A 13,076-nucleotide genomic window follows, 5' to 3' on the forward strand; every position below is an offset into this window, starting at 1 on the left:
CCCACCAGTCCAGCATTGCTTGTTACCTTTAGCACCCGATTTCAATTACTCTACCGTATATGCTGTGCTGTTTGTTAAATCCTTTATCAGTAAGCCTTTCAAGACTTAACGGGAAAAGTCAGGTTGAACCAAGAGGTTTGCTTGTATCTGCTCAGATTGGATCATTTGAGCCTGTTAGCTTAGTTTTTGCGTGGAGTTTGTCTAATGATGTACCTTTGTTGCTAGGACGTATGAACTTCTTTTTGGAGTTTGATGTGTGTTTCTATCGTTCACAACTGGTATTTGATGTGTGTCCACAGTCGTAATGCGATCGCATCTCTAATATAGGGTGCGTTGTTGCAAAAAGCCAGAGCTATTTTACTCAAAAACAATGCCGCGATAAATTTCCGCCATCGGCAATTCAATACTAACTGAATCCAAAGAAATAGATAACTCTAAGCTGCTAAAATCAGTGAGTAACCAACCTTGAGCTTGCTTGCTATAGCGTTCTACAAAAGGTTCATCCTGCTCGACTAATAAATATTCGCTAAAACTCGCAATTGAGCGATACATCCGAAATTTACTGAGTCGGTCGTAATCTGCGGTGGAAGGAGATAAGACTTCAACAATCAGCGTCGGATTTAAAACTTCATCTAAGCGTTCAGCATTTAGTTGTGGTTCGCCATCAAAAATCATTACGTCTGGATATACTCCGCGTCGAGGTTCGGGAATCCACAGCCGTAAATCGCTGTTAATTGGCTCAAATTGAGTATCACGCAGCAGAAACTTGAAAAAGGCAAAAATGTTCCCACCGATGCGGCTGTGTTTGAGCGTTCCTCCTGGCATAAGTACAATTTCTCCATCTCGATATTCGCTGCGTCCTTCGGCTTTTTCTTCGATCGCACGATATTCATCCAAGCTGTAGCGGCGCGAGATGGTAGAAATCATAGGTCGTAAGCGTTGGCGTAGCCCGCCGGCAGGCATCGCACTGGCTATAAAACAACAATATTATTTTGTCACAGATTTACTTCTGAGGTGATATCATTCTGCAATGCGATGCTTACTGATCTATCAACTGTTTTGAACCATCCAAACTAAAAATCCGAGAATTTGTTCCACAGGTGGGAGAGGATAATCCATCAAGTCGATGGTGACAATATTATCCTCCAGCTTCAGGAATCGCCATTGTGTACCACTGCTAATAGAACCATAGATTACGGCAACTGGACGATTTTTTGCGGCGTTGAATCTTTGTGCGGCAACCATTTCTGCAATACATTGTCCAAACCTTGTTCTTAAGTCAGCTTTTTTTGCTTCCAAAATTACAATTGCAGGTGCTTCAATTTCTAGCACTTCCGGCGAACGACTTAAAAGAAAATTACACATTCCATTAAGCCCAACGGCCTCATCAACTGTAAAATCTTCTCCAGAGAATAAGCTAATTTGGCGATTTAATATTCGTCTAACTTCTAATAATACTGGGTAAATAATTCCTTCTGAACGCGCTTTTTCACTTGCTGAAGAAACAAGTGACAGACTTTCTTCAAGATATGCCCTCAGTGTAGCAGATGCTTCAATTGGTTCAGTGGCAGGAATAAATCGCCCACCTTCCTATGTTTTTAACCCGAAAGCTTCTTTAACTTTACTGATAGTTGTAAACTGACTATAAGGCATATTGCTAGACCTCATGTACGGCACTATACAGAGTTTGCTGTAGGGTAAACCTATTACATTAAAAAGTCTGTTTGCGATCGTTACTCGCAAACAGACTTGACTTTTTCGGAGTTCTAATTAAGCTTGCTCCCAAAGCTGACGTACATAGTCAGGTAGCCAGCTAGCAATTTCCTGAATTCGTTCTTCGGAAAGTTCGTCTTTGGTGGCAGAAAACACTGCTTTAACCGCTTGCTCTCGTTCGACCGATCGCGGCATTCCGCTTTCATTAGCAACTCGGAACAGGAAGCGATCGGAATCGATATTGAAGATACCTGGGCCTTTCCAGGGTGGACGAACCCGGCTCAAAAATCCCACAATTGGATTGGTGTCTTTCCAGAGATCAGACACTTCAAACTGGAGCGCTTTCTCATCCGTAGGTATAGCCTCTGTATGCAGTTCTGCCTCGACACGATCGCTGGCTTCTGTGGTCATTAAGTCGCGCATAACACGAAACACAACTTCGGTAAAGTCTCTTGCATCATAGGGGTCTGCAAATCCGGCTCTGACCTGGACTTTTTCTAAGAACGAGCGATGTTCGTCGGCGATCGCAGCTCGAGAATCTTCAATTTCCGTTGGGTCAATTTCTGGAACGTCTGTCCTAAATGATTGATCGGGCATTGTTTTTTCTTGTGCTTTTTAATATTGAGTCTTTATGCTTACTTTATGTAAGGTCGCACAAATCAAAAACCCTTGGAATCTTCCAGAAGTTTGAGATGGTATCTATTCAAAAGTTAGAAATTTATCTGATCTGCTCACAGATGTAAAGTCATGGTTGAGGGTAAGTGATTTACCTTCATTGAGGAGAGCAATACCAATACGGTTCGGTTAAGCCCAAAAAATGAAAATGTGTAGGTTGGGGAGCCACTGCGCCCTTGCGGTTTCCCGACTTGAAGCATGTGGCGTTTGAGGAACGAAACCCAACATATTCTGGGGTTTGTTGGGTAACACGAATGTTCAACCCAACCTACAAATATTCTTAACCGAACCGTATTGAGAGCAATACTTCTGATGTTTGTGCCCGTCTGTGTCGAAAACCTGACTTTTCACGTTATGTGGAAAAGTCCACTAAAAACCTAACCCCCTAACCCCCTTCCCGATGCGGGAAGGGGGAAATTCAAAGTCTCTCTCCTTAAAGGAAGAGAGAAATAGAAGTGAGGTTTTCCAGATGACCTGAATTGTCAGGTCGAAAACCAGTCAAAATAAATAAGTTGGTATAAAATCAGCCGAAACAAAGATGCTAGAAACAAACATCGAAATTAACACGAACTATGTGAAAGTACCCAACGATGACTTAGAAATCGATGCTTACTTAGCTCAACCAGCACAAAACGGAACCTTTGGCGCAGTTATAGTTTTTCCAGAAATTTTTGGAATCAACACTAATATTCGAGATATTACTGAACTAATTGCTAAACAAGGATATATAGCAATAGCCCCGGCCATGTATCAACGTATTGCTCCTGGTTTTGAGGCTGACTTTAGCTCAGAAGATGTTGGCTATAGTCCAGAAAGCTATCGGCTGGGCTTGGAATACTATCAACAAGTAAAGTATCAACAGATATTCAGCGATATTCAAGCTACCATTACTTACCTAAAAACTTTACCCAATGTCAAGGATAATGCAATCGGTGTCATTGGTTTCTGTTTTGGCGGTCATGTTGCTTATATGGCTTCAACTTTACCTGATATCAAAGCAACAGCTTCATTCTATGGTGGTGGAATTACCACTTCTAGTTATGGTGAAGAGACTCCAACTATTAATCGTACTTCAGAAATTAAAGGTACTATTTATGCCTTTTTTGGTACAAGAGATACATTAGTTTCCCAGGAAGAAAACGAGCAAATTGAGGCAGAATTAAAGAAACATCAAATAAATCATCGTATATTCCGATACGATGCAGGACATGGATTCTTTGCCGGATTTTTCAAAGATAAGTACCCATTCTTAGCCCAGCACCCAAGTTATAACCCAGAAGCGGCTCCTGATGCTTGGCAACATGTTCTAGAACTGTTTCAAAACAACTTGTGATATAATTACAAGCTATTAAAGGTTCGCGCTCGATGTGCCAGTAACGCTTCATAATTGCGTCATAATCCACTGCGCCTTGATCGTAGGTTTCAATCACCTGATATCATGTCCGGCAAATTGCTTATGATATGTCATTGCGAGTGCAACGAAGTGGAGCGTTCGCTGAAAGCGTTCTCGAAGAGTAGCAATTCACTTGGACTCTGCGATTGCAACTCTTAGAGACGCTTTGCGAACACAACGTTTGCAATTGACTTGTGTTCAACCGGACATGATATGATTTATCTCAATACGCTTGGGTTAAGGATAATTGTAGGTTGGGTTGAACTTTAGTGTTACCCAACAAATGCCCGAAAATGTTGGGTTTCGTTCCTCAAACGCCACATGCTTCAAGTCGGGAAACCGCAAGGGCGCAGTGGCTCCCCAACCTACGCAAATTTATTTTTCTGGCTTAACCCAAGCGTATTGTGATTTATCTGCATAGGTTCCTTAACAAATAGAACTACTGGTTTTTACTAACCACAAATGTATAATATAATTGGTTTTAAATTTGTATATGGTGATAATACGCAGACAAAAGCAATTCCAAACTAGTATTAAGTTAAACCACTCCATGAACTTTTAGCTGGAGAGGAACTTGAATGATAAACTCGGTTCCTTCTCCAGCAGTTGAGAAGCACTCCAGTTTGCCGCCATGTTTTTCTGTGACGATTTGGTAGCTGATGGACATACCCATTCCGGTTCCTTTGCCAATGGGTTTGGTGGTGAAAAAGGGATCGAATATTCGTTGCTGAAATTCTTTAGAAATACCGACTCCGTTATCAGCGATCGCCACTTCTAACCACGTTGAATTAACTACCGATGTGCGAATCTTGATTCTACTAGGATTGTCTTCGATCTCCTGATAAGTACGCAAGGCATTGCTTTCTTCTAACGCATCAATCGCATTCACTAAAATATTCATAAACACCTGGTTGAGTTGTCCGGCATAGCATTCTACTAGGGGCACAGTGCCGTAGTCTTTGATCACCTCAATTTCAGGTTGTTCGGGTTTAGCTTTGAGGCGGTGTTGCAAAATCATCAGGGTACTGTCGATGCCCTCATGAATATCAACACTTTTAAATTCTGCTTCGTCGGTGCGGGAGAAGTTTCGCAGCGATAATACAATTTGGCGAATGCGATCGGTGCCCACTTTCATAGAAGACAACATTTTTGGCAAGTCTCCCTGCAAAAACTCCAGATCCATGTCTTCAATGGCAATTTGAATTTCAGGAGCAGGGTTAGAATTATACTGCTGATACAACTGCACAAGTGCTAATAAATCCTGAGTATATTCCTGCACATAGTCGAGGTTACCATGAATAAAGTTGACTGGGTTATTAATTTCGTGTGCGACTCCAGCAACTAATTGTCCGAGACTAGACATTTTTTCACTTTGAATAACTTGAGATTGAGTGCGCTGCAATTCCTCTAATGCATTTTTAAGTTCAGTGGTGCGTTCTTCTACCCGATCTTCTAGTTCTTCCTTGCTTTTCTCTAAGGCAGTAAACGATTCGTGCAGTTGCCCTGCCATGTGGTTGAAAGAGTTGGACAGGGTATTAAGTTCTTGAATGCCGCTAGTTTCTACTGTCTGATCTAAGTTGCCGGATGCCATTGCCTCGCTTGCCCAATTCAGGCGCAGAATCGGGCGTACAATCCAATGAGAGGTAAACACGCCCATCACCGAGGCAACCACCAATGCGCCAAAACAAAGTGCGATCGTGGTGTCTGTGTTGGCGTTAATTTGCGCCATGAATGCGTTTTCTGGCACACTCACTACTACTAGCCAATCCAAACCATACTTGTCACGCCAAGGTACAACATTAACAAAATGCCGTTTTCCTTGCACCTCAAGCTGAAAATCTGTGTCTTGGGTGATGGACTTAAACCCGTTGGAGGTTTGGAGGTGTCTGGCAATGTTCTGTATCATTGGGTCAGAGCTGTTAATTGCTCGCAATCGCCGGATTTCTTGATTGACGAAGGTAAAGGGCTTTTCCGTGCCAGAACTGGCGATTAATGTGCCATCCCGCTCTAAAAGAAATACCTGCCCAGACTGACTAATATCTAAACTGCGTAAAAAATCGCTGAGTTTCAACAGATGGATATCGGAGCCAATCATCCCTAGTAAGCGATTTTGCGAATCATAAATGGGACGACTGGCAGAGGCAACAATGTAGGGGGCTGTTGGAAAATTTACAGTATAAATCTTTGCCCAAATGGGTTTATCGGCGGCGATGGGTTGGGTGTACCAAGATTCGCTGAAATTGTTCCAACTAAAACGATTATTAACTTGAGTCCGATTGCCTTGGTTATCCGTGGCGTAGTTGGTAGAATTGTTAGGCGGCTTGGCAGTCCAATCTTCAATGGTAATGGTTTTGCCGTCGTAACGAGCCGCTCCAAGCCCCTCACCTGTTGTTAGTCCTATACCAATAAAAGTCAGGTCATACGCCTGCATCTGATCCCAGAAATACTTACCAAGGGTTTGGCGATGCCTACGGCTGGCTCCGCCTACGCCCACATCTAATATTCCCCTGCGGATAGCATCTGCATTGATCTGATTAAGCGTTTGCGGAATGGAAAGATAAGACTTCAAATGTTCATCCACTACGTCGCTGGTGCGATCCATCAACTGCTCTGCTAGGTCATTAACTGCTCTTTGCCCATTTTTAAAGGACAAATAACCCACTAAACTGACTGCTCCAAAAATTTGGATCAGGAAGGGAACAACAAGAACAATCTGTAATGGGAACGCTTTACTTTTGCTAAAATAGGGAGTTTTCATTGGAAACTACAAGTTGATGCTAATCTGATTTGCTTCTATAGTTCCCAAGATGCCCACATACTCACCTTTGTTTAAATTTTTTTGTCAAGTTGTAGTGGCGTGGCAAGGCTAAAATGTTGCAAAAAAAATGTAGGTTGGGTGGAGGCTTTGCGTAACCCAACATCCTGATATATGTTGGGTTGCGCTCCGCTCCACCCAACCTACGTCTACTTTTAATGCACTATTTTAAGCTTGTCACGCCAGTAGGGTGCGTTATGCTGCGCGACTACTAAGGGACTTCTAAGAAATAAATTACCCAAATAAACGAACCACAGAGACACAGAGAACACAGAGGAATGAGGAGAGAGAGCTTTTTCGTAAATTTATTGGGTATTTTTTTATTTGGAAGTCCCTAGCGTATAAATATTTTGATAAAACAGCGATGTCTACGACGGGCTGCGCCTACGCAATTATTTGGGTTTGACAAAATTTTGAGTACTAGGGCACATCTTAATTTGTCGCTACCGTTTTCTTTCCATTCTTGCCTTCTACACTGGCAACAAATGACGGTTGCTCATCACTAGAAGTTGGCGGTTCGCCTCGTAGTCCCTTACGACGCTGGTTCTTAGGAACTCCTCCCGCCATGCCGTACTCTACACTGCTTTTGCCATATCGAGTCCCGACTGCCATGAGCATGTGTTCTGTCATATCTCCCAACTCGTCTTCTGTTTCTAGCATTTCCCGATACAACTTATCTAAGGTAGAAAGGGCACTATTGTAGGCATTTTCTTTAGATCGCATCGTCTCGATCAGGGTTGAGAAGGCAGGTAAAGTGAGTCCATTGCCTAAATCTAACCTCGGATCAATTGAGTTTATACTAGCCGCACGACGCACTGCTCTTTCTAACACTACAGAAGTTCTTTTTCTCCGAGCCATGATCTACACCTTGGAATCCAGTACTGTTAATATTCTTTACCTTAAAAGACTTCCGTATAGATCAGCCTGAGAGAATTCCGGCAAATCTGCAATAGCTTTTGCTACATAGGGATAATTACAGCAGATTGCGCGAACTACTTAAATGAGAAAGCAAACTGGGGTTTGAGAAAGTAAAAGCTGATTTTGCTTGCGGAAAACACCAAAATGAGAAAGCAAACTGGGGTTTGAGAAAGTAAAAGCTGATTTTGCTTGCGGAAAATACCAAAATGAGAAAGCAAACTGGGGTTTGAGAAAGTAAAAGCTGATTTTGCTTGCGGAAAACACCGAAATGAGAAAGTCAAATGGCATTTTGAGAAAGTAAAAGCTCATTTTGCTTACTAAATTCGACTTTAGTTATATCTTGCACCTGCCTATCCCGCCTGAGAATAAATTCTCAGGCTAATAGTGCAAGTCCACTTAAGTGGACTACAACCCTTACTCAGTCTTCAATAGATAGACTTTAGCTATAAGCCTCAGAATGAATTCTGAGGCGGTCGTCGGGACTGATGCAAGTTCTGAGTTTTATTTGTACGAATGCCCAAATCCACTGATGATTTCTGGGCAAAAGAGGACGTTGAACTTTATGATATGGCTAATAGTGCCCTAATTGACCTTCCTATTAAAGAATGGTCTTTCATGGTACTGAATCAGATCAGCGGAAGTTCTGATAATCGAAGAAATTGTGAAAGTTTAGCTGCGACAATATCTGAGAAACACATTGATGTTCAAGATTTTATAATTGCAGACTGTGCTAACTCAGAACAAGCACAAACTGAAATATTAGATCGAGTCTTACATTATCTAGGACAGAGAGTTGAAGTATTAGACCGACAATATGCTTCTGCATGTCAAGACAGACTGATTCAGCTTCAAAGAAGTGTTGCTGTTGAGTTAGAAAAAGCTTGTTGATCGGGTATTACGTGCTGAAAGGTTGTTTGAAAAGTGGTTAGCTGTAATTTTAGGCACTTATTGATCCCCCCTAGCCCCCCTTAAAAAGGGGGGAACCGGAATCAAAGTCCCCCTTGTCAAGGGGGATTTAGGGGGATCTAGAACGTTTTGTTACCGACAAGAGGACTTTTCAAACATCCTCTGAAGGTGTCCGTACTGAATGGCAGATTTTCTTACAGGAAGTTGCTTCAGATGTTTGGATTGATGAGTTTGGCACAACTATGGAACGTACCCAACTTAGACGAGACTGGATGCAGAGAATAGGGGAAGTCGATCATCTAAAGCAGCCAGATGCAATAAACTTTTTACGATAACGAAAACGCTCTACTTGGCTTCGGGAAAATTTCAGACAACAAATGTACTAGAAAATTTCACTGTTTCTACTCCAGCCTTTGAATTGGGGAGCGTGGTTAACGTTGATTTGAGTGAACAGCCTATTTACACTAGTTTGCCTACATTTGACTGAAGCTCGGTTCTAGGTGAACCGAGCTTTTATTGAGATTGTATTTGATGAGCGTTATGGCGCTTAGAGGATGTTTTAAAAGCCTCGAAAGTTATAATTTTGCAGTTCTGTCGGGGTTATTACAACGCCAAATTTAGGTTTTAGCTATGTACTAAGATGCAATGCTTTGCTAACTATGAGAGCAAAAAACCCTTTTAAAAGATCATCTTAAAGAAGCGCAATTTAAGAAAGCAAAGAAATTTTACTTGCGGGTTAGGTTAAGCAGTTCTTTGGGAGAAGCAAGTAAGTCAATAGCCACGAAGTAAATTTGACCTTGAGGATCGAGTAAAAATCGCCAAGCAATGTTCATCCCAACATTACCTCCAAACCAAGGAGTTTCGACTGTACCAGTAATTTTATGCTGTGTATAACCATCTTCTATAGTTTCCGAAACGCCTTTGGTTGGCTTCATCACTAACCCTTGTCCCTCATCTCGTAGGTAAGAAGTAATCGCTTCTCGACCAACAATTGGTTTTTGGAAAGGTGGTTGCAGCGCACCATTATTAGCAAATAAAGCAACAGCAGTTTCAAAGTTATCTGCATTCATGGCTTCAATGTATTTCAGCACTGTTGGTTCTGTAACTCCCTCAATAGTAAATTGGGGGCTTAGGGATGCACGCGGAAACTTAAAGTTTATGACTTCTGCCTGTTTGTTATCAGCCAGAGACGGATCAAATCCCATATTTACTACAGTATTGCGTAGTACAGTAATTTGCTGACTCTGATCGATTCTCTGAACAGCTTCTAGCACTGCTTTAACTTGGGTTGACATTTGATAGCCTGCTGGCATAGGAGCGACGATACCCTGTTTCATCCACTCTCCTAACTGCCACCAGAATCCCAACTTGGCATTGACACCAAAGTATGCATAAGAACGGCTGATGGGAGTGTCAGCATTACTCGCTAAATCTCTCATTAATTGCGTTTGTTCTTCATGAGACATCTGCTTAATGTCGTTGAATATACCTTCCATTAATTGGAGATTTGCTTTTCCGGGAGCAGCTGGAGTAATTGTACGACCTAGTTCAGCGTAGGCATACCAGAGAAATGCCAACTGATCATCAATGTTGAGTTCAGCAAACTTTGCTGTAGTGGCTGGAACAGCATCTGCCACTTGAGTGCTAGAGAAAATATTCCGTGCGGATTCGATAGTATAACTCATGGTTATTACCTTAAAGATTTACCTATTCAGTAGTTGCTTTCGGCTACATTTTGCAGCTTGGGTGATAAATCTAGGGCACTTTTTTTGCATGACACAATTATCCCTAGATATCCAAATTTGAATTATTATCATTCACTACTCTGGTATCATAACTGGCAAACGTTAACAAAAGACTAAGATTTATAAGATTTATCTGATGAATATCATTGAATGAAATGTATATCTACTATTTGTTTTTCAATTTTTGATCAAACAAAAGTAATTTCTTGAAAAATATATCCTTCTCAAGAAATATATTTAACTATATAGCATCTATCTATGGATATATATCTATCTACGTTTTGAACTTTTTTGGCAATAAAAATAGAAGTTGGTAATTTTAAATTAGTTTTTTTAATTACTGTATGTGTTGCAGCAGACTAATGCAAGCCCTCGGTTCGTTTATTAGTAAGATGCGACTTGCAAATTTTTTGCGATCGCCCTTTAGTTAGGGGATAGTTCTGGCTCAATCTTTTTGTGTAACAATCCTACCTGGACTGGATTAAATAATTGATTACACCTAAAATTATTAAATGAGCCGGGTAGAACACATAAAACCATCTAGCCCGTGAACCTTGTCTACCATTGAATCGAAGGACAATGAATCCTGCGAAAATTGCCCAAATTTGAAATATATAATACATAGATAGAATTACTAAAATCAAGTGCAAGATGCACCAGTAGAGCAACCATACTCTGAGACTGAGTTTGTCTATTAAAGACATCAATAAAATTACTCCAATCCCATATCCGCCATACTCAAAGCCCAAGACCTCAGAAACTGTTGCACACAATCCAATAATTATGAATTGCTGCCATAATTGCGGACAAAGCCTAACTAAGCGCAACATTACAAGTCCAAGAAGAAGCGTGAAGAGAATATTTAATGAGAACTTTTGGAAAACAACAGTATAGATTGGCTGAGATATAATTGCTGTAATTAATAGCCTGCTTCCATAGCGGTACACATTTTGGGTGTGTTTTTCGCCTTTAGCCAGAAGCCATGCAAAGAGGGGAAAGCTCAATCGCCCAATAAAGTGCAATATTAAAAAGTGTGGCATTAGCAAATAGCACACATGATCCATAACCATGAACACTGCTGCTAAGATTTTAATGGTGAAAGCTGAAAATTTAATCATAAGGTTGAGTTTTACCGTCAAAATTGCCAAATAGGTTCTTAACGATCGCTTGCTGGTTCAAAAAAATATCCTGAGTAAAATCCTCTGCTTCTTGGGGGTTGCCCAAACCTTCAACGCCAGTCCGCCGCTGAAGCAGAACCTTAACTTGCTGGGTTGACCGAAGAGGCAGTTCTTGCGGGGGGCTAAAAGCTTGGGGAAAGATTCTGAAATTCCCCTGCCTCATGGTTTCAAGCCCCTAAATTTATTTATGCTCAAGGGAAAAATATTTATTTCGAGCGGAAAGTGGCACGAGAAATAATGCGTCCTTGTCTCAAGCCCCTAAATTTATTTATGGGGTTTTCCCCCTTGCTCCCAGCAAGAACTGCCCCCTTTCCTCTTTTTTGACTGTGGCTCCCCAACCTACCCATAGATTCATAAAGCCGATGAATGAAAATCAAGATTTATAATTTTTATTTGGTAAGAGTAATACAAGAGCGTTACTAAATACTAGCAATTTGATAACATTAACAAAGTTGATGATTGTTTACGACCCAAATTAGGCGATGTCTACGACGGGCTAACGCCTACGCCCTCTTCAGCAGATTGGCAAAAACACTATGGCAAAGCGTAAGAAAAGCAATCTCCAGTGGATTAAAGAAACACTTGAACTAAAGCCTGACCATCGTTGGGAATCTCCATCAGGCTATAAAATATTTGTTGCGAATCGTGGGGCTGTTCGCTTCAATGTTCCCCAGGATTGGGTTTTTGAGCCACAAGAAAAATCCTTCAAGTTCCTCGATAAAAAACCGCCCAACGATGATTGCTGTCTGGAAGTATCTTTCAATCCTCTGCCACCCAATGATTGGAGCCAGTTTCCGCTAAAATCTACCTTGAAGAAAGTCCTGGAAAACGACAGCCGCAACATCATTGCTAAGGGAGAAATTATTACCGTCAAGCGCCAAACCGCGAAAATTGTCTGGACAGAGATGAAGTTCATTGACACTCAGGAAGAACCACGGGAAGCTTTTTCGCGGACTTGCATTGCTTTAGGGTCGAATATTCAGTGCTTGATTACATTCGATTATTGGGCAGATCAAGCAGAACAACTAATACCCGTTTGGGATGAAGCGATGCGTAGTCTCACGCTAGGATTGTATATTCGTGACCCGATGACTGGTCTGGCTTTCCCAGACTGAAGCCCCAGAATGATTGCTCAAACTTCCTTGGCAAATATCAATGAAAACGCTATGCTTTTTTGGAGCAGACTGTCGAGATAGCTTGGTGTGTATGCACGGGTTGCTTGGGCGTTGCATATTTGGGGGATAAATTGAGATTTTTGAACAAAGCTAAAGGTAAATTCTTTGCTTATTTGCGCTTTGCGTGTTAGCGTACCCCAAAGGGGTACGCAAGCTACGCAAAGCGTCTCCAAGAGTTGCGGGGCGTAGCCCAGCAAAAATCATCCCATCAATCAGCAAGACTGTTACTTGCAACCGCTCAATTGCACCGTTATGCGGCTCAGTGCGATCGCAAATTATGTTGCCAGAGGCGTTTACTTTTTCAGCAAAAACAGTACGATTGTGATTGTATAAGTATTTAATTTTATCTGTGTCAGCAAAGGACATCTTTCACGAAGCAGTTAAGCCCTAAATATACAGTGACTTTTTGTAAAGTTTGGGCCAATCATATATCATTGGTGTCAACTTAAGCAAAAAGGATGCAAAAGATATAATCTAAGAACATCTGGTTTGATGTTCTTAGTGATACATCATGAGTAAAAAACGTCCAGCGCGACTCGGCAACCCAGACCTGCGTCC

The 13,076-nt window shown here is 41.5% G+C and carries 11 protein-coding genes and 1 pseudogene; 3 read left to right on the plus strand and 9 right to left on the minus strand.

Annotated elements, in window-relative coordinates; translation table 11 throughout:
- Positions 1 to 357: 357 nt before the first annotated feature.
- From LC653_RS40790 to LC653_RS40800, 3 genes and pseudogenes are all read right to left on the minus strand, one after another.
- Entirely contained in the window at positions 358 to 927 is a 570-nt protein-coding gene (locus LC653_RS40790; protein WP_229501000.1) for a Uma2 family endonuclease, read from the minus strand.
- 123 nt (positions 928 to 1,050) lie between these two features.
- Positions 1,051 to 1,653: pseudogene (locus tag LC653_RS40795) on the minus strand (hypothetical protein).
- Between the two features lie 117 nt (positions 1,654 to 1,770).
- Positions 1,771 to 2,310: a DUF2267 domain-containing protein gene (locus tag LC653_RS40800; RefSeq protein ID WP_229501001.1), complete on the minus strand. Its 540-nt coding sequence runs from the start codon at positions 2,308 to 2,310 to the stop codon at positions 1,771 to 1,773.
- A gap of 616 nt (positions 2,311 to 2,926) precedes the next feature.
- Here LC653_RS40800 and LC653_RS40805 point away from each other — a divergent pair.
- Positions 2,927 to 3,721, plus strand: a complete 795-nt coding sequence (locus LC653_RS40805) for a dienelactone hydrolase family protein (protein ID WP_229501002.1) — start codon at positions 2,927 to 2,929, stop codon at positions 3,719 to 3,721.
- 598 nt (positions 3,722 to 4,319) lie between these two features.
- Here the strand turns inward: LC653_RS40805 and LC653_RS40810 are convergent.
- The gene (locus tag LC653_RS40810; RefSeq protein WP_229501003.1) at positions 4,320 to 6,539 is read right to left on the minus strand and encodes a sensor histidine kinase; all 2,220 of its coding nucleotides are present in this window, start codon (positions 6,537 to 6,539) and stop codon (positions 4,320 to 4,322) included.
- A 489-nt stretch (positions 6,540 to 7,028) separates the two neighbouring features.
- Positions 7,029 to 7,454 (minus strand): hypothetical protein, encoded by a 426-nt coding sequence (locus LC653_RS40815; protein ID WP_229501004.1) that lies wholly within the window; start codon positions 7,452 to 7,454, stop codon positions 7,029 to 7,031.
- 573 nt (positions 7,455 to 8,027) lie between these two features.
- Between LC653_RS40815 and LC653_RS40820 the strand changes: the two genes are divergently transcribed.
- Positions 8,028 to 8,402, plus strand: a complete 375-nt coding sequence (locus tag LC653_RS40820) for a hypothetical protein (protein ID WP_229501005.1) — start codon at positions 8,028 to 8,030, stop codon at positions 8,400 to 8,402.
- Between the two features lie 743 nt (positions 8,403 to 9,145).
- On the opposite strand, the gene LC653_RS40825 is transcribed toward LC653_RS40820, so the two are convergent.
- The 3 genes from LC653_RS40825 to LC653_RS40830 all read right to left on the minus strand — a co-directional run bounded on the left by LC653_RS40825 (position 9,146) and on the right by LC653_RS40830 (position 11,506).
- A complete protein-coding gene (locus LC653_RS40825; RefSeq protein ID WP_229501006.1) occupies positions 9,146 to 10,105 on the minus strand; it encodes an orange carotenoid protein N-terminal domain-containing protein in 960 nt (319 codons plus the stop codon).
- Positions 10,106 to 10,632: 527 nt separating this feature from the next.
- Positions 10,633 to 11,283: a TraX family protein gene (locus tag LC653_RS47685; RefSeq protein WP_372478289.1), complete on the minus strand. Its 651-nt coding sequence runs from the start codon at positions 11,281 to 11,283 to the stop codon at positions 10,633 to 10,635.
- Entirely contained in the window at positions 11,276 to 11,506 is a 231-nt protein-coding gene (locus LC653_RS40830) for a hypothetical protein (RefSeq protein ID WP_229501007.1), read from the minus strand. The genes LC653_RS47685 and LC653_RS40830 overlap by 8 nt, the downstream gene beginning before the upstream one ends.
- A 373-nt stretch (positions 11,507 to 11,879) precedes the next feature.
- Between LC653_RS40830 and LC653_RS40835 the strand changes: the two genes are divergently transcribed.
- The gene (locus tag LC653_RS40835; protein WP_229501008.1) at positions 11,880 to 12,458 is read left to right on the plus strand and encodes an Alr1449 family protein; all 579 of its coding nucleotides are present in this window, start codon (positions 11,880 to 11,882) and stop codon (positions 12,456 to 12,458) included.
- A 150-nt stretch (positions 12,459 to 12,608) separates the two neighbouring features.
- On the opposite strand, the gene LC653_RS40840 is transcribed toward LC653_RS40835, so the two are convergent.
- A complete protein-coding gene (locus tag LC653_RS40840) occupies positions 12,609 to 12,884 on the minus strand; it encodes a hypothetical protein (RefSeq protein WP_229501009.1) in 276 nt (91 codons plus the stop codon).
- Positions 12,885 to 13,076: the final 192 nt, after the last annotated feature.

Origin of the sequence: Nostoc mirabile CHAB5784 (assembly GCF_020829645.1) — a bacterium.
Classification (GTDB): domain Bacteria; phylum Cyanobacteriota; class Cyanobacteriia; order Cyanobacteriales; family Nostocaceae; genus Nostoc; species Nostoc mirabile.